Source organism: Acidobacteriota bacterium, assembly GCA_039028635.1.
GTDB lineage: Bacteria > Acidobacteriota > Thermoanaerobaculia > Multivoradales > JBCCEF01 > JBCCEF01.
Genome location: JBCCHV010000002.1, coordinates 65,101 through 82,378 on the forward strand (window position 1 = coordinate 65,101; position 17,278 = coordinate 82,378).

11 protein-coding genes are annotated in these 17,278 nt (G+C 68.5%); 7 read left to right on the forward strand and 4 right to left on the reverse strand.

Annotation, left to right across the window (positions count from 1 at the left end; genetic code table 11):
- Nucleotides 1-15: 15 nt before the first annotated feature.
- Nucleotides 16-2,379 (forward strand): YfhO family protein, encoded by a 2,364-nt coding sequence (locus tag AAF604_01470; GenBank protein MEM7048291.1) that lies wholly within the window; start codon nt 16-18, stop codon nt 2,377-2,379.
- Here the strand turns inward: AAF604_01470 and AAF604_01475 are convergent.
- Nucleotides 2,312-4,702, reverse strand: coding sequence for a hypothetical protein (locus AAF604_01475; GenBank protein ID MEM7048292.1), 2,391 nt, complete (start codon nt 4,700-4,702; stop codon nt 2,312-2,314). The genes AAF604_01470 and AAF604_01475 overlap by 68 nt on opposite strands.
- A gap of 32 nt (nt 4,703-4,734) precedes the next feature.
- Here AAF604_01475 and AAF604_01480 point away from each other — a divergent pair, with 32 nt between their 5' ends.
- The 4 genes from AAF604_01480 (at nt 4,735) to AAF604_01495 (ending at nt 10,195) form a co-directional block, all read left to right on the forward strand.
- Nucleotides 4,735-6,072 (forward strand): class I SAM-dependent methyltransferase, encoded by a 1,338-nt coding sequence (locus AAF604_01480; GenBank protein MEM7048293.1) that lies wholly within the window; start codon nt 4,735-4,737, stop codon nt 6,070-6,072.
- Nucleotides 6,069-7,517 (forward strand): hypothetical protein, encoded by a 1,449-nt coding sequence (locus tag AAF604_01485; protein MEM7048294.1) that lies wholly within the window; start codon nt 6,069-6,071, stop codon nt 7,515-7,517. Before AAF604_01480 ends, AAF604_01485 begins: the two co-directional genes overlap by 4 nt.
- A gap of 66 nt (nt 7,518-7,583) precedes the next feature.
- Nucleotides 7,584-8,330: a hypothetical protein gene (locus tag AAF604_01490; GenBank protein ID MEM7048295.1), complete on the forward strand. Its 747-nt coding sequence runs from the start codon at nt 7,584-7,586 to the stop codon at nt 8,328-8,330.
- 38 nt (nt 8,331-8,368) lie between these two features.
- A complete protein-coding gene (locus AAF604_01495) occupies nt 8,369-10,195 on the forward strand; it encodes a DUF885 domain-containing protein (GenBank protein MEM7048296.1) in 1,827 nt (608 codons plus the stop codon).
- 78 nt (nt 10,196-10,273) lie between these two features.
- Here AAF604_01495 and AAF604_01500 read toward each other — a convergent pair whose 3' ends face one another.
- The 3 genes from AAF604_01500 to AAF604_01510 form a co-directional block, all read right to left on the reverse strand.
- Entirely contained in the window at nt 10,274-12,916 is a 2,643-nt protein-coding gene (locus tag AAF604_01500) for a fibronectin type III domain-containing protein (GenBank protein ID MEM7048297.1), read from the reverse strand.
- Nucleotides 12,917-13,090: 174 nt separating this feature from the next.
- A complete protein-coding gene (locus tag AAF604_01505) occupies nt 13,091-13,408 on the reverse strand; it encodes an FmdB family zinc ribbon protein (protein ID MEM7048298.1) in 318 nt (105 codons plus the stop codon).
- A gap of 106 nt (nt 13,409-13,514) precedes the next feature.
- The gene (locus AAF604_01510; GenBank protein MEM7048299.1) at nt 13,515-14,333 is read right to left on the reverse strand and encodes a DUF4388 domain-containing protein; all 819 of its coding nucleotides are present in this window, start codon (nt 14,331-14,333) and stop codon (nt 13,515-13,517) included.
- 185 nt (nt 14,334-14,518) lie between these two features.
- On the opposite strand from AAF604_01510, the gene glp reads away from it, so the two are divergent.
- Together glp and AAF604_01520 are read left to right on the forward strand one after the other, a co-directional pair.
- Nucleotides 14,519-15,709, forward strand: coding sequence for a gephyrin-like molybdotransferase Glp (gene glp / locus AAF604_01515; protein MEM7048300.1), 1,191 nt, complete (start codon nt 14,519-14,521; stop codon nt 15,707-15,709).
- Between the two features lie 147 nt (nt 15,710-15,856).
- A complete protein-coding gene (locus AAF604_01520) occupies nt 15,857-17,272 on the forward strand; it encodes a VWA domain-containing protein (protein MEM7048301.1) in 1,416 nt (471 codons plus the stop codon).
- Nucleotides 17,273-17,278 lie beyond the last annotated feature (6 nt).

Genomic DNA, 17,278 nt, shown 5'->3' on the forward strand with positions numbered 1-17,278 from the left:
AGTATAATCGCGTCGATGGACACCTGGAGCCCCGCGGACCTCCTTCCGGGAATCTCCTTCCTGCTCTTCGGCGGCCTCTTGCTGGGCCTCCTGCACCGCCGCTTCGACGCCATTCCGCGGGCCTGCGGCGCCCTCTTCCTGGCCTTGCCCGTGCTGCTGTTCGGTAGCAGCCTGTTCGGCGGACGCGTCCTGCTGCCGCTCGACTTCCTGCTCGGCTTCGAGCCCTTCCGCCAGATCGAGCCGGCAGCCGGTCCGGGACACCCCCTGCAGGGCGACCTGCCGCTCCTCATCCACCCGTCACGGATCGCCGCCGGCGACGAGATCCTGGCCGGCCGCTGGCCCCTGTGGACGGATCACGTCGGTGCCGGCATGGGACTGCAGGCCGACCCTCAAGCCCAGGCCTTCCAGCCACTGGTGCTCGCCGCCCTGGCGCTGAGCCCCGACCAGGGACCCGCCCTCACCGCCGCCCTCAAAGAGCTCGTCGCCCTACTGTTCACTTTTCTGCTGCTGCGACGCTCGGGCTCGCAGCCGACCGCCGCCACCCTGGGGGCCTGCGCCTACGGCCTCGGCAGCTTCGTCATTCTGTGGGTCGGCTGGCCCCTCTCGACCACCTCCGCCGTCCTGCCGGCGGTGCTCTACGGCATCGAGGGCTGTCGGCACGAGCGCGGGACACGGTTCCCCTTACTCCTCACCGCCGCTCTCGTCACCCTGATGCTGGCGGGCCACCCCCAGACCATCGCCTTCGCCCTCGGTTTCGTCTTCCTCTTCGCCGCCGTCGGCTGGTGGAGCACCTCGGCGCCACAGCGCGGAAGAGTGTTCGCGACCTGGCTCTGCTGCACCCTGATCGCGGTCGGAATCACCGCCCCCCTGTGGCTGCCGGCGAGCCGCCTGCTCGACCTCAGTGATCGCCGCGCCGTCATGACCGGTCCGCCGGCCGAGCACGGCTTCACCTTCGCCGCCGCCGTCGCGCCGCCGGCCCTCGGGGACCATCGCCTGGGCGCCCACTGGGGTCCGATCAATCGTCTCGAGGACAGCGCCGCCTTCGCGTCGACCATCGCCTGGCTCCTCGCCCTCGCCGCCGGCACCGGCGGTCGGCGAAACCCCAGAGAGCTTCTGATCGCGGCCGTCGCCGTGGCCAGCCTGGGGCTCGCCGCCCTTCCGACGACCTGGACTGCAGGATTCCCGGCCATCGGAATCCTGTTCGCCGCCGGTCCCCAGCGGCTCGGATTTCTCACCGCCTTGGCCCTCGCCCTCCTCGCCGCTCGCGCCGTCGGACGCTGGCAGCAGGGCGAGATCCGTCGTCGACGCCTGGTGGCCGCTGCCGGCTTCTTGGTCGCGGCCTTGCTGTGGGCCTACCTCGCCCACCCGCCTCCCGTCGCCGGCACCCTCGCCGACTTTCGTCATGGCTGGCTGGCGGCTCAGATCGGTCTCGTCGTCCTGGCGACGGTGCTCCTGCTGCGCCCACCGAGTCGCCTCTCCGGGGGACTCCTGGTCGCCCTGGTGGCCGCCGAGCTGCTGGTCGCCCACGGCTCGGCCAATCCGGCTCAGCCGAAGCGCCTGGCGTTCCCGGAGACGCCGGCCATCACCGAGCTGCGCGCCGCCTCAGAGGAGAATCCAGGATCCCGCTTCGTCGCCCTCGGCAACGCCCTCGCCCCCAACCTCGGGAGCCTCTACGGCCTGCGCGACCTGCGCATCAACAACCCCACCGGCCCGGCGGCGCTGCGACGGGTGACGGCGCCGCTCCGCCCGGCGACGGGAGGACAGCGCTGGCACCTCGAGCGCCCCGAGCACCCGCTCTACGACCTGCTCGGCGTCGGCCAGGTGCTGACCCCTCGGGGGCGAACCCTGCCGCCTCCCCTCGAGCCCAGACTGCGTCATCCCTCGGGCTGGCTGTGGCAGCGCCCGCATCCCCTGCCGCGGCTGTTTCTGCCGGCGAGCGCCGAGCGCTTCACCGGCGGCTCCTGGGAGCGGTGGCTGGCTGACAACCACTCCTTCGCGGAGCGCGCCCTGGTGCAGTCCATGCCCGGCGACCCGTCGGAATGGCGCCAGCAGTCGCCGGGGCGGCTGACGGCGGCGACCCCGGAGAGCACCCGCTGGAGCGCTCAACTGGAAACCCTCGAAACTCGGCTGGTGGCCTCCTCGATCTACCAGGACGGCGGCTGGCGTGCCCTGATCGACGACCGAAGCCGACCGATCGTGCTCACCAACGGCCCCTTCGTCGGCCTGTGGGCGCAGCCCGGAGAGCAACGGCTCGAGCTGCTCTACCGCCCGCGAACGCACCTCCAGGGTTGCCTTCTGGCCGCCCTCGCCCTCAGCTTCGCCGGCGCCTTCCTGGGCCGGCCGCGAGGGCGCCGAGCAGCAGAGCGGCAAGGCCGGTGAACGCGCCACCAACGCCAATTCCGGAAGGCCGATAGTGCAGCTCGACGGCGCCCACGCCGGGCGGTATCCGCAGGCCGAGGAAGGCCCCGTTGACGGTCAAGGTGTCGAGGAGCCGGCCCTCGCTGGTCCGGGCTCGCCAACCGTCCGGCCCCCGCAGACTGGTCGCCAGCAGCCGATCCTCGGCGCCCGGTGACCACTGCAAACGCCGGTATCCTCGCCGCTCCTCGACCACCTCGACCACCGGTCGCGGCCCCGGGGTGGGCTGCCACCCCCCGGCCTCGCGCTGCAGTAGGGCCACTCGGTCGGCACGCTCGAGATCGCGCACCCAGGCGGGCAGGTCCTGCCGCGGCAGAACCTCGACGGCGGCAGGAAAGAAGGCCTCGGGCAGCGCCTCCGGATTGCTGAAAACGAAGAAGGGATAAAACCGCCCGTCGTCGAACTGGCGGAGCCCATCGGGCCGCGGCACGCCGAGACTGAGCAGGGCGCCGCGCACGCCGAGGAAGTCGAGCAGCGGATGGTCGAGATTCGAGAAGGGAGCGAAGTACTCCTCGGTCGAGGGCGAGAAACCGAAGGCGGCTTCCAGAACCGCGAGCTGGCGCACGTCCGCCAAGGGGTTGTGCGACCGCACGTCGCCGAGGTCATAGACGGAAAGCAACGCCGGATAGGCCAGCCGATCACCGCCCACGACCCGGCCTTCGCCGGTCGCGTCCGCCAGCGTCTCCACCAGTCCGGTGCGCGGGTAGAAGAGGGCCGACTGGCCGCGCGGCAGATGGCTACGGGCCCAGGGCACCAGATCGAGCAGCACCACCGCGGCCAACGCCCAGGCAGCGAGCCGTGGCTGCACCAGCAACAGGGCGCCGGCGGCGGCCAGCGAGAGCCAGAGCAGCAATCCCCAGCCGTCCGGCTGCAAAAGGAGGCTGACAGCGGCGGCGAGGCCGAAGGCCAGCGCCGGCCGAGGCCATGGACGCCGTGACCAGTGTCGCCGTGACTGGCGCCACCGTGACTGGGTTCGGCGCGCCAGGGAGTCGATGCCGAGCGCCGCCGCGACGTTGAGCGCCAGGCAGGCGACCAGCAAGAAGCGCGACCAGGCGGGACTGCGCAGCGCCGGCACCAGCTCGAGGAGCAAGGCGAGGGGTACGAAGCGGGCGGTCAGCAGATAGGCCAGCCCGACGAAACCTAGCCAGGGCACCAGGCGTCGCCGGGGGCCGACGAAGAGCGCCAGCCAGGCCCCGGCCCAGGCGACCAGGCCGGCATAGCCGCTGCAGGCATCGACCCAATTGATGGGGCCTCGGAAGGGCTCCGCGTAGGGCCAACCGAAGGCCCGCGGATGGCTCGGAGCACGCAAGAAGGACACCGCTTCGGGAACGAAGCCGGCGGTCTTCAGGCTGGCACCGAGGGCGCTCGTCGGGAGACGCCGGGCAAGGGTCTCGTCGGCGCGCTGGGAGTGCGACAGGACCTCTGCGAAGGGCACCAAATGCACCGCCGCCAGGGCCAGACCGAGGCCGCAGGCGAGACCGACGGCGATCAACCCGCGACGCCGGCGTAGGCGGTCCGCGGGCGCCAGGGCGAGGCCGACGACGGCCGCCAGTCCGGCGCCGGCGAAGGCCGTTTCGGGATGCCCCGAGAGCAGCGTGACGGCGGCCACCAGCGCCGCCACCACCAGATTTCGACGCACCGGACGCCGCACCAGGCGCAGCGTCGCCGCCGCCAGCCAAGGCACCCAGGCGACGGTGGCGGTGTGCGGAAAGAGGGACCAGGCCATCAGTCCACCGGAAAGGGCAAAACCGGTCGCAGCGATCAGAGCGGCCGGTGAGCGCACCCCGACCAGCCGAGCGAGAACCCAGGTCCCGAGGGCCGCGATCAACACCTTGAGGCCCAACATCACCAGCAGGAAGTGCTGAATCGGCACCGCGCGGGCGAGGTTGTGGATCGGCGAGAAGACGCCGGCCTGGGGATTCGCCCACGGCGAGCTGCCGCCGTCGAGCAGGTCGGACCATAGCGGCAACCGCCGCTCCGCCAGAGCGTGGCGCACCTCCAGCTCCCAAGGCAGAAACTGGTAGACGGCGTCGTTGAGCAGGTCGTGGCGCGGGCTCGCTTCCACCCGAGGAGCGTCGGGCAGCCAGCGCAAGACGTCCGTCGGTGCCAGCAAATGGTCGCCAACCAGCCAGGGCGCCAATAGCAGCCAGGGCAGGAGGAAACCGAGAAGGCGGGCTCCCGCGGACAGTGGACGCCGCAGGAGGCGCGCCAACAGCTCGCACGCGCCCAGGGCCAGCAACAGGGGCAAGGCGAGCTGGATCCAGAGCTGCCAGTGGAAGGTCGCCATTCGGCCGCGACTTTACACCTTAGAATCGCTCCATGGCGTCCCCCGGCCGATCGATCCCCCCCTCCTTGGAGGACGCCTTCTTCGCCGCCTTGCCCGGCGAGGGTCGAGCGATCGACCGCGCCATCCACCGCGACGACGAGATGTTGCAGTTCCTCCGCCAGGCTCTACGCGGCGACATGGCCCAGGCCCGCGGTCACTACTTCCGCTCTGGTCACTCGATCGCCGAGGCCCTGCTGCAGATTCTGCGCTGGCGCTATGGCGGCCTCTCGTCGGTGCCGTCGCTGCTCGACTTCGCCAGCGGCTACGGCCGAGTCACCCGCTTTCTGGCCCCCGCGCTGGGCGCCGAGCGGGTCTGGGTGTCGGACCTCTACGAGGCCGGCATCGAGTTCCAGCGCCAGACCTTCGGGGTGCGAGGCTTCGTATCGACCGTCGACCCGGCCGATCTCGACCGCCCGGAGCGCTTTGCCGTCATCGTGGCGACGTCCCTCTTCAGCCACCTGCGGGAGGAACGCTTCCACGGCTGGCTGCAGGCCCTCGGCCGGCTCCTCGAATCCAACGGCATGCTGATCTTCAGCGTCCATGACCAAAGCCTGCTACCGACCGACCGATCCCTCGATGCTTCGGGGTTGACCTTTCAAGCGCGCAGCGAAAGCGGCTCCCACGACCCGCAGGAGTACGGCTCCGCCTGGGTTTCCGAAGACTTCGTGCGCCGGGCCGTCGAGGGTGCCCTCGGGGAGGTCGCGATCAAACGACTACCCCACGGATTGTGTGCCTTCCAGGACCTCTATGTCGTCACGCGACCGGGCGACGTCGGCTCGCCCCTCGAGTTCGCCGCCGAACCGAAGTTCCATCTCGAACGCTGCGACGTCGACTCTGCCGGCCTCGAGCTCGCCGGCTGGACCGGCGGAGAGCCGGCCATCGAGGCCGTCGAGGCGACCTTCGGCGGTGCTCGGGCGACCCATGCCGCGGTGGCGCTGGAACGCCCTGAAGCGGAGCCCTTCACCGGCAGGCGTCGCTGCGGCTGGCAAATGACGCTGCCCCTCCCGGACGGCTTCACCGGCGCTCACCCCCTGCTGCTGCGCACCGTCGACGCCGAGGGGCGCCGCCAGGTGGTCCACCTCGCCAGCGTCGCGACCAGCACCCTGGGCTGCGCCGAGGAACGTCTGCGCTGGCTGCAGGAAGAGCTGCACCGCCGCGAGACCCGCTGGGCCACCGACCGTGACCGGGCGGATGCCCGTCATGGCGAAGATCAGGCTCGCTCCGCCCAGACCATTCGCGAGCTCGAAGCCCGCATCGCCGCCATGGAGGCGAGTCGCTTCTGGAAGCTGCGCAACCTCTGGTTCCGCCTCAAGGGCGGCGGCGACCGGTGAAACGGTACGCCACCCGCGCCTTCGCCACCGTCTGGCTGGTGGCCCTCGCGATCCTCTGCGGCCGCTTCTGGGGAATCGCCCTCGACGACTTCTTCATCACCTTCCGCTACGCCCAGAACCTGAGCGAGGGCCATGGCTTCGTCTTCAATCCCGGCGAGCGCGTGTTCGGAACCACCGCCCCCGGCCTCGGCCTGTTGCTGGCCCTGCTCCACAGCTTGACGCGAATCCCCATCGCTGGCCTCGGCACCCTGCTCAGCGCTGCCGCCCTCTTCGCCCTCGCCTGGTGGCTACGCAGCGAGACGCGCCCCGCCGAGAGCCTCGTCGCCGGCACCCTGGTGGTGGTCTCGCCCTTTCTCTGGATTCACAACGGCGGCGAGGGGTTGGTGGTTTTGGCCCTGCTGGCGACCGCTGCCATGACCGCTCGACGCTGGTCCATCGGCGCCGGAGCTGTCGCCGGCTTCGCCGTCTGGTGCCGCGCCGACGCCGGCCTCGCCGTGGCGATTCTCGGCCTGCTGCTGTGGCATCGCCAGCGCCGCCTGCCGCAGCCCTACGGTTGGACCGCCGCCGGAGTCATCGCCCTCGGCTTGATCTCCGCCCGCACCTGGTTCGGCGACTTCCTGCCGGTGACCCTCGAGGCCAAGCGCCTGCAGGCCGCCTGGCAGCCGGAGATCTGGCCTAGCGGCGGTTTGTTCTGGCCCGCTGCCCTGCGCTTGCAGGAGAGCTTCCTCGGCCCGGTGGCGCCGACCCTCGTCGCCGTCGGCCTGGCCGGGTCGTTTCTCCTCCTGCGCCACGGCAGCCTGGCCGGCCAGGTGCTGACCCTCTATGGCTACGCCCTGCTGGTCGCCTATCCGCTGCTCCACGTGCCTCACTACTCGTGGTACGCCATCCCGGTCTACCTGCCGATTCTCTACGGCTTGGTGTTTCTCGCCGGCGCCCTGGTGCGAAGAGTCGACGCCTTCTTCGATCGCACCCTCACCGCCAAGGTGATCGCGGCCGTCGCCGTCCTGTTGATCTTCGGCCCTCTCTTCCAGCCCCTCGTCAAGCGTGGGCGCAACCTCCTCCTGGCTCCCCACCAGGCTCCCCGGTACGAGCTCTATCGCGAGGTCGGCGAGTGGATGGCGACTCACGTCCCCGCAGGCGAGGCGACCGCTTTTGTCGAAGTCGGAACCCTCGCCTACTTCAGCCGCCGGCCGATATTCGACCTCCTCGGCCTGGTCAGTCCGGGAGTGCTGCCGGCGGTCGCCGCCGGCGACATGGCGGCGGCCTACCGCACCGCGCCCTCGGCCTGGATCCTCTATAGCGAGTCCGCCCACTCCTTCATGGAGCCGCTCCGCCAACTGCCCGACTTCGACCAGCGTTTCGAGGAGCGCGCCGCCTTCGGTCCGCCGGCGGCCGAGAGGCGCCTGATCCTGTATCGACAGACCCTGGAAGACCCTGGCGGATAAGTTTCTGTCTTTGACATTTCTGCCACTTTTCTCCTCACTGCGCCGGTGGGACGCTCCCTCCAGCGCATGTCACCGAGGAACTCCACCCCCCGCTTTCTGATCGTCGGCCCGCTGTTTCTGCTGCTGGCCGCCCTGTCCCTGCCGGTCGCGGCCTCTGAAGTCTCCTACGAGGTCGGCCTGCGGCCACGCCACGTCTGGCGGGGTATCACCCTGCGTCAGTTCCCGGTCCTCAGCGCCGCCGCCACCGTCAACTACCGCAACGGCATCGGCGGCCAGGTCTGGATCGGCGTCGACCTAGCGGACGACAACGGCCGCTCCGGCGAGATCCAGGAGATCGATCTCGACCTGTTCTACGACCGCCGCGTCGGCCTATTCGACCTTCGCTTCGGCTACGTCGAGCTGATCTTTCCCGGCGGCATCGACAACACCGGCGAGCTCTACTTCAAGGCGCGAGCCGGCAACGCCTGGTCGGCCGGCGTCGAGGCCTACTACAACGTCGACCTCCTGGAGGACCTCTTCGTCCTCGTCGATCTGCGCCGAGAGTTTCGCCGCGGCGACCTCTGGGGCGCTTCGGTCGCCACCGGCCTGGGTTGGTCCGGCGAAGAGTACGCGCGCTTCTTCGACGGTCGCGAGGCAGGTTTCCACCACTGGTCGCTGACTCTCGACCTCGACCACCGGCGAGACCGAACCTCCTGGAAGCTGCGCCTCGCCTACACCGACAACCTGCAATCGGAGGTCCTCCCGGAGCAGCCGATCCACCTCTGGGGCGGCCTCTATCTCACCTACCGTCCGGACTTTCAGGGCAGCTCCTGAGCCGGCCAGGAACGACATCCACAGGGAGGAGTATGTCCATGCGTCGAGCCTTCGCCCGTAGAACCTTGCTCACCTTGACCGCGGCGCTGGCCGTGACCGCTTGCAGCTCGCAGCCGAGCTCGCAGCCGGACCGCTGGCGGCTGGTCGACACCAGCGCCGCGCAGGCCCTCGACGGCCTGTTCGCGGCCAGCAACGACCGCCGCCTCGACCTCGATCCGCAAGCCGCCCTCGGCCGTGGCGATCGTCGCCAGGCGGACCGCTTCGGGGACTACCTCAGCCGCCGCCACCTGGCGGCGCGCAGCGACAATCTCCGGCGTGATCTCGCAGCGCTGGCGCGCATCGATCGCCAGGCCCTGCCGGCAGCGCAGCAAGTTGCCTACGACGCCTTCCGCTACCGCGCCGAGACCGAGCTCGCCGGCTTCGAGAACGGTTCCGAGGAGATCCTGCGGCAACTGCCCTTCGATCACCTCTTCGGCTATCACATCGCCTTTCCGGACATGTCCTCGGGGCAATCCCTGTTCCCGTTCACCGATCTCGCCGACTACGAAAGCGGCCTCCGCCGCCTCACCGGATTCGCCCGCTATCTCGACGACAGCCATCGGGTCCTCCGGCTCGGCATCGAGCAAGGCCACGTACCCGCCGAATTCGCCACCCGCCGGGTGATCGATCAGCTCAGTGCCGCCGTCGAAGGCGGGGTCGAGGGCAGCCCGCTCCTCGGACCGACGAAGAGCTTTCCGGACACCATCGGCGACGCCGATCGCCAGCGCCTCACGGCGGCCTACGAGCGCGCCATCGGCGAGACCGTGATGCCGGCCTTCGCCCGCCTCGAGACCTTCTTCGAAGAGGAGTACTTGCCGGCCAGCCGCCAGGGAGCGCCGGGATTGATCGGCATGACCGACGGCAAAGCCCTCTATCGCCACCTGATCACCAGACACACCTCGTCGCAGATGTCCCCCGAGGAGATCCATCAGCTCGGCCTCACCGAGGTCGCTCGCATTCGCGCCGCCATGGAGAAGATCAAAGAAGAGGTGAGCTTCGAAGGCAGCCTGCAGGAGTTCTTCGACTTCCAGCGCAGCGACCCGCAGTTCAAGTTCGACAGCGCCGAGGAGCTTCTCGCCGGCTATCGCGAGATCGCCGAGCGGGTCCGGCCGCGTCTGTCGCAGTTGTTCCCGAAAATGCCCCGCACCCCCCTCGAGATCCGCGCCGTTCCGGAGTTCTTCGAGCAGGCCGCCGGCAGCGCCTACTACTACGCGGGGACGCCCGACGGCTCGCGGCCGGGGGTCTTCTACGTCAACACCTACGACCTGCCGTCGCGCACCCGGCCGACCATGGAGACGCTCTACCTCCACGAGGCCTTGCCTGGCCACCACATGCAGGCCAGCCTCGCCCTCGAGGATCTCGAGCTGCCGTCCTTCGCGCGCTTCGAGGGCGGCACCGCCTACATCGAAGGCTGGGCCCTCTACGCCGAATCCCTCGGTCACGAGATGGGATTCTTCACCGACCCCTACCAGCACTTCGGCCACCTCGAGCTGGAGATGTTCCGAGCCCTGCGGCTGGTGGTCGACACCGGCCTCCACGATCAGGGCTGGAGCCGCCAGCGGGCCGTCGACTACATGCTGGCCAACACCTCTTCGGCCGCCAGCGTAGTCATCGCCGATGTCGACCGCTACGTCGTGTGGCCAGGCCAGGCACTGGCCTACAAGCTCGGCCAGCTCACCCTGCGCCGCTTGCGCGACCGCGCCGAGGAAGCCCTCGGGGAAGATTTCGATCCGCGAGCCTTCCACGCCCAGGTGCTCGACAGTGGCGCCGTGCCGCTGCCGGTGATCGAGGCCAAGATCGAGGCCTGGATCGCCGACTCCGACTAGGAGGTTGCCGGGCACGAAAAAAGGCCGTCTCCCAGAGGAGACGGCCTTTTTCCTATTGCGCCGAGGCGGCTTCCCGAGTTACGGCAGCGGCTCGTCGAGCAGACCGACAGTGTCGGCGTTGCCGCAGAAGTTCTCGGCCTCGTTGTTGTAGCTCACGCTGCGCCCGGTCACCGTGTCGGTGACGGTGATGTCGTACACCACGTCCGACAGGGCGCCGTAGAAGACCCAGAAATTGTTGCCCGCGGCGGTGTTGTCGAGCACCTTCAGCACCAGCTCGATGTTCTCCGGTCCGAAGAACCAGAAGTAGCCGGTCTCGGTGGTTCCCGGAACCGCCTTGCCGGTACCCGTCTGGCCGTTGCGGAAGTTGAACCAGTCGACCTTGACCTCGAAGCGGTCCTCGAACAGACAGAGGGTCTCGGTGCCGTCGACACAGGTTCCGACGGGCGAGGCGATGCTGGTCACGTCGTCGACCTCCGGCAGCGGCAGAGAGAATGCCCGCAGACCGCTCGCCGGGCTCGAAGCCGGCCCCTGGAAGGCCTGCGTGTCGGCGAAGCCGCACAGCTCACCAGGGGGGTTGTGGTACGTGTTCGAGCTGCCGTCGGTGGTATCGGTGACGGTGATCCAGTACTCCACCGTCGACAGAGCGCCGTAGAAGAACCAATAGCCCTGGCCGATGCCGGTGGCGTCGATGGCCTTGACGATCAGCTCCGTGTTGCGCGGATCGAAGAAGGTGAAGATGCCGCTGGTGTCCTGGGCGAAGGGCGCCTGGGCAGAACCGATGCCGTTGGTGCCGTTGGCGAACTGGTTGCGCCACTGGACCTTCACCCGGAAACGGTCGTCGAGCAGGCAAAGGGTGTCGTTGGCGGTCGTACAGGGACCGTTGATGCCATCGAAGGGCGTGGCGCTCGACTCGTTGGTGTAGCCCGAGTTGCCGTTGCCGTTGGTCGCCCGCACCCGGAAGGTGTAGGGCCGGCCGGAGACCAGGCCCCCGACCACCAGGCTGTTGGCGTTGGGACCGGTGGAGGCGATCTGGAAGTACTCGCTGACCGGCGAGCGGGCCTCGACCAGGAAGTTCGTCTCGTTGTTCGAGAAGTCTTCCCAGGTGAGCTGGACCGCCGTCGGCGACAGGGCGGTGGCGGTCAGGAAGTCCGGATCGTCCGGCAGCGTCGACGGAGTGCGCAGCGTGGCGATGTTGGAGTAGCCGGAGTTGCCGCCGCCATTGCGCGCCCGCACCCGGAAGTCGTAGAGGGTGAGGGGCGTCAAGCCGGTGACGATGAAGGCCTCGCTGTTGGCCGGCAGGCTGTTGACGATCTGCACGAAGCCGCCGCCCTCGGTGCGCTGCTCGATGCGGTAGGAAGTCTCGTTGTCGGCATTGTCCTGCCACAGCAGCTCGACCGTCGTCGACGACAGAGCCGCCGCCGTCAGGTCCGTCGGCGCCGTCGGCACCGGCGTGTTTCCGACGCCGTTTCCATAGATCGTGCGGATCGCCGTCAGGTCGTCCGCGCCCAAGCGGGCGCCGCGGCCGTCGTTGTGCACGAAGGCCCGCATCAGCGCATCGTTGAGGGTGCCGCTCGAGCCACAGGACGGGCTCGAGTCGTCGCCACAGGCGTGGCCGAAGCCGAGGGTGTGGCCGAGCTCGTGGGCGAACAGCTCGGCCGCCGCCGTCACCCGGTTGCCGCTGCGATCGAAGTAGCACTGCAGACCGGCGTTGGTGATGATGTCGCCGCCGATGATGTTGCGATAAGTGGTGCCGCGGAAGACGTGGGTCTGGTTGTTGAACCAGGGGCCACCGATGGCGAGAACTCCACCGCCGTTGCAGCTGAAGGGAGCCTCGAAGGAGTTGTTGTTGTTGGGGTCTTCGTAGGCGATGGCGTTGGTGCCGTCGAAGTTGGTCAAGCCGCCGGTCAGGCCGGTCGTTTGAGAAGAACCGTAGCCGTAGCTGACCAGACTCTGATTGTCTCCGGACCACGCCTGCATGCCGGCCCGGAAAGCATCGATCACCTGCTGCAGGGTCAATCCCGGCTGATTGGCGTTGCTCACCCGCCAGCGGACGGTGGCTCCGGAGTCGAAATCGGGCCAGCGAAGGGCCCGCCCCTGATTGTCTTCGAACTGGGTGAACTGGTCGTGAATCGAGGTGACGTCGTCGTCCGAGATCTCGAGAAAGTAGGACGCCGCCGGCTTGGCACCGGTCGAGCGCTCGCGGATCCAGTTGAGGAAAGCGGCGCGATCGCGCGGACCCCGAGCCGGAGCATCGATGCCCTCGAGGGCCAGCTCGTGGGTGCCGGCCAGGTTGCGGGCCAGGATCTTCCGCCCCTGCCAGTCGACCTCACGGAAAGCCCCGAGAAGATGGTGGGCGATGCGGAAAGTACCGTCCGGCGCCGGGCTGAGGAACAACACCACCCGCTCGCCGACGCGGAACTCGGGAATCCCCCACAGCTTGAGACCGATGCCGTCGGGACGCACACCGCCAGGCGTGCGCACGATCAAGCTCGAGCCGGGCACGTTGCCCTTGACCACCGCCTCGACCTCGACCTGATAGTCGGTCGACGGCCGACCGGAGGTCGGGGCGTTCTCCTTCGCCATCACCCGCGCCTCGACCACTACCGGGCTGCCATCGGCCAGGTTCTCGTCGGACACCATGACGAAGGTGGTCGCCGACAGCGGCACCGTCGCCAAACAGAGCAGAACAAAGAGGACAGAGGGGAAGATCTTCGATTTCATCAGCAATCTCCAAGAATGCGGGCTCGGCGACAAATGGGGATCTCAGGTGGGCTGCAACAAGAACTCATGGTGATTGTTTCCCATCGACCGAGGATGGAAACGCCCGGGGGGTGTCTTTCTGTCCAAACCACGCAATGTCATTATAGCATATGGACTTCTTCCTGACGGCGGCCTTCAGTCGCCCTTCTTCTCGCTCTTGGTTGCGGTCGAGGCCTTGCCGGCGGAGTCCTTGGAGCTCTTGCTCTTGCTCTCGCCCTCGCTCTTCTTTGCCTCACCGGAGTCGCTGGAGGACTTGCCGTCTCCGCCACTTCCGGCCCGAGCGTAGTCGGTGACATACCAGCCGGAGCCTTTGAACTGGAAGGCCGGCGACGACAAGAGCTTCTTGAGCGAACCGCCGCACTCGGAGCACTCGGTCAACGGCGGATCGGACATCCGCTGGATCTCTTCGCTACGACGGTCACATTGCTGACACTGGTACTCGTAAATCGGCATACAGACTCCGAACCTCGAGGTTCTGTGCTTCGTCCTACGGAGTAGGGATTCCCGCGGATGGGTGGACGGACGCTGCGTTTGCCGGCCGTCCCCGGCGAACCGGGGGCTAACCGGAGAAGCGACCGCCCGGAGTCTTGAGGCGAATCTTGACCGACGAGGTCTCGGGCTCGCTCTTCGACTCCTGCGGCTCATTCTCTTCCAGGGCGGGCCTGCGAATCAATTGCAGCACCTGGAAGGCGTACATCAGCTTGGCGTTTTCGGCCGCCGAGAAGGGACCGGCGGTGCAGATCTCATAGAGGGAGCGGCTGCCGTCGACCAGTCGCAGCAGATCGAACTGCTCGCTGTCGAGGCCGGCATCGATGATGCCTTCGGTGTCGTCCGTCGGCGCGAAAACGGTGCTGCGCTGTCCCAGGCGAGCGACCAGGGCCTTGGCGTTGGGAGCCCGCTGAATGCCCTGCAGGATGACGTGCCGCATCGGCAGGCGAATGCCGCCGCCGCCGGGATCGCCGATCTTGAAAGAGACCCGGCCGTCTTGCCAGTAGAACAGGCTCCAGACAATCGCCTCCACCTGTTTGCGAATCGCCCGCGCCACTTCGCCCGGCGACAGCAATCCGGCCTCCACCAGAATCACGCCATAGCGGCGCTTGCCCGCCTCGCGCTCCTTCATGGTGGCGCTGTAGTCCTCCGAGCTGAGCTGCCCGGAGCGCAGCAAATAGCTGCCCAAGCTGTCGTTGATGTCCGACGAGGAGGCGTGAACCACGCAGCGCCCCGAGACATGCACCCGCTTGCTCACGCCCTCACGCTCCGCCTCGATCACCCCGCCGACACCGAAGCGATCGATCGCGTTGAGCATCTCCGGGAGAGCCGTCTCCGAGAGATCTCCCCGATACTGGAAGACCTTTTCTTGAGAAGCCAGAGAATTCACCTCAAAATCATGCAAAAAGATGGAAAAGCAGCCTGGATCATACCAAATGCTTCCGCACACGAAAGTGCACGCCGGGCCGGCAATCCGGACAGGCCGCCACTCGGGCGCACCGTAGCGACCGCTAGAATCAGATGCGACCAGAGGCTCTCCGCCTCAGCGCCAATCAAACATCCCGAAACCAGACCATGATCACACCCCAAGAAGCCTGGAGCCGACTGAGCCCCCTGCTGGTCCCCCTGCCGCCGGAGGATTGTCCGCGCCGGCAGGCCCGCGGCCGCGTGCTCGCCCACGATCTCGCAGCCACCGTCGACGTTCCGCCGGCAGATGTCTCGGCGATGGACGGCTATGCCCTCGAGGGTGCCTTCGAGGCCGGCGCAGAACGTACCGTGGCCGGAGTCATCGCAGCCGGTGATGCGCCAGGCTTCGAGTTGCCGCCGGGCCAAGCGGTGCGCATCATGACCGGCGCACCGGTTCCCACGGGCGCCGACCGGGTGGTCCCGGTGGAAGCCACCGACCGCGGCCGCGAGCGGGTGCGCTTCGAGCGCCCGTCGACGGATCGCGACCACATCCGGCGCCAGGGCGAGGTCCTGCGAAGCGGCGCTCCGCTCCTCGCCACCGGCACTCCCCTGAGCTCGAGCGCCCTCTCCTTGATCGCCACCCACGGCTACCAAACCGTACCGACGGTGCGCCCACCGCGGGTGCGAGTGCTGGCGACGGGAGACGAGATCGTTCCGCCGGAGGCGCTGCCGCAGCCCGGCCAGCTGCGCGACTCCCACACCGACTTTCTGCTCGCCGCCGGCGCCGCCCGCGGTCTGACCTTCGAAGCTCTCGGCATCGCCCGCGACGACCCCCGCGATCTGCGGGCCAAGATTGCCCACGGCCTCGAAGCCGACGTGCTGCTGGTCTGTGGCGGAGTCTCGGCAGGCGAGTTCGACTACGCCGAAGGAATCTTCGCCGAGCTCGGCTGCGAGGCCCTCTTCGACGCCGTCGCCATGCAGCCCGGCAAACCGCTGGTCGCCGGCCGCCACCCTGGCGGACTGGTCTTCGGCCTGCCAGGCAATCCCGCCTCGGTGATGGTGAGCTATCGCCTCTTCGTGCAGCCCACCCTCGATCGCTTGGCGGGCCGGCCAGCGGAGCTGCTCGGCGATGCGCGGCAGGGAACTCTGCTGACCCCGGCCCCGGCGGCCAAGGGGCGCGACCGCTTTCTGCCCGCTCGCGTTGCCTGGCAGAACGGCGTCGCACGCGTCGAACCGCTGGTCGCCAAGGGCTCCCACGACCTCGCCGCCTTCGGCCTCGCCAACGCCCTGCTCCATCGACCGGCGGACAGCCCCGCAGTCGAGGTCGGTTCCACCGTCTCTTTCCTCGACCTCGACTGAGGTCCGCACCTCTCCTGGACACCGCGGAACCCGCCGGCCGCAAGGAATCTCAGGAGCCGAGTTTGGTGCTCGACCGGCGAATGGCGCACAATGCAGCCATCGCATGTCATGAACTCGGCCCTTACGGCCACCTTGGAGGGAGTCGTCATGTCTTCACGAGCGCTGAGAAACCTCGTCTTCGCCGTTCTCTGCCTGGTCCTCGGCTGGCCACTCGCGGCACAGCCCGCCGACCTCATCCTGGTTCTCGACGCCTCCGGCTCGATGTGGGGCCAGATCGACGGCAAGAACAAGATCGTCATCGCGCGCGAGGTGTTCGCCGAGCTGGTCGATGACCTGCCGGACGAGCAGACGGTGGGCGTCGTCGCCTACGGCCACCGCCGCGAGGGCGACTGCGAAGACATCGAGCTCGTCGCTCCCCTCGCCCGCCTCGACCGCGCTCAGCTCAAGACCACCGTCGACGGCCTGCAGCCGAAGGGCAAGACACCTCTGACGGCGGCCGTCGAGCGCGCCTTCGAGGAGGTCCGGCAGCGCGATTCGGCGACCGTGATCCTGATCAGCGACGGCCTCGAGACCTGCAACGCCGATCCCTGCGCCGCGGTTCGTCGCGCCAAGGACGAAGGTCTCGATTTCATCCTCCACGTCGTCGGCTTCGACGTCTCCAAAGAGGATCTGTCGTCCCTCGAGTGCGCCGCCCAGGCCGGTGACGGCCTGTTCTTCTCGGCCGCCAACGCCAACGAGCTCGGCACCGCCCTCGAACAGGCGGTCCAGGCGCCGGTCGACGAGCCGCCCGGTGCCTTGGCGGTCAAGGTGATTAACGGTGGTGAGCTGCAGGACGCCAGCGTCGTGGTCACCACCCCCAGCGGCGAGCAGGTCAACCTCGGCCGCACCTACACCGACCCGAGCACCAACCCGCGACGCCTACCCCTCGCCGCCGGCAGCTACGAGGTGAAGGTCCAGGCCCTCGGCATCAAGGGCGACACCCAGCGCCGGTTCTCGCTCACCCTCGAGGAGGGCGAGGTGGCCGAGCGCGAGTTCGACTTCACCTCCGGCGGGCTGTCCATCGGCGTCCTCCGCAACGGCCAGCTCAGCGACGCCACGGTGCGGGTCTACCTCGCCGGCACCAGCCAAGAAGTCGCCTCTGGACGCACCTACACCTCCGAAAAGACCAATCCCAAAGCCTTCGAGCTCACCCCCGGCACCTACGACGTCCAGATCCAGTCGGTCGAGATCAAGGGCCCGGTGCGCCACACCAGCACCGACCTGGTGGTCAATCCAGGCGACCAGACCACCGCCGAGGTCGCCTTCGAAAGTGGCGAGATCGCCCTCGGTGCCCGCCGCGACGGCGCCCTCGCCGACGCCGTCGTCCACGTCCGCTCCGTCGCCACCGGCAAAGCGATCGCCCAAGGCCGCACCTACACCTCCGAAAAGACCAACCCCAAGGTCTTCACCGTCGAGCCCGGCGAATACCGGGTCAGCCTCAAGCCCGCCGGGGACGGCGAGCCGCAAGAGCACACGGTCACCGTCGAAACCGGAGGCCGAGTCGAGAAGATGGTCGACTTCTGAGGTGGT

What these genes read in the sequence shown, in the direction of transcription:
- AAF604_01480 (MEM7048293.1), top strand. Translation starts at nt 4,735, where the DNA reads ATGGCGTCCCCCGGCCGATCGATCCCCCCCTCCTTGGAGGACGCCTTC.
- AAF604_01520 (MEM7048301.1), top strand. Translation starts at nt 15,857, where the DNA reads ATGTCTTCACGAGCGCTGAGAAACCTCGTCTTCGCCGTTCTCTGCCTG.
- AAF604_01500 (MEM7048297.1), bottom strand. Translation starts at nt 12,916, where the DNA reads ATGAAATCGAAGATCTTCCCCTCTGTCCTCTTTGTTCTGCTCTGTTTG.
- glp (MEM7048300.1), top strand. Translation starts at nt 14,519, where the DNA reads ATGATCACACCCCAAGAAGCCTGGAGCCGACTGAGCCCCCTGCTGGTC.
- AAF604_01475 (MEM7048292.1), bottom strand. Translation starts at nt 4,702, where the DNA reads ATGGCGACCTTCCACTGGCAGCTCTGGATCCAGCTCGCCTTGCCCCTG.
- AAF604_01495 (MEM7048296.1), top strand. Translation starts at nt 8,369, where the DNA reads ATGCGTCGAGCCTTCGCCCGTAGAACCTTGCTCACCTTGACCGCGGCG.
- AAF604_01470 (MEM7048291.1), top strand. Translation starts at nt 16, where the DNA reads ATGGACACCTGGAGCCCCGCGGACCTCCTTCCGGGAATCTCCTTCCTG.
- AAF604_01490 (MEM7048295.1), top strand. Translation starts at nt 7,584, where the DNA reads ATGTCACCGAGGAACTCCACCCCCCGCTTTCTGATCGTCGGCCCGCTG.
- AAF604_01505 (MEM7048298.1), bottom strand. Translation starts at nt 13,408, where the DNA reads ATGCCGATTTACGAGTACCAGTGTCAGCAATGTGACCGTCGTAGCGAA.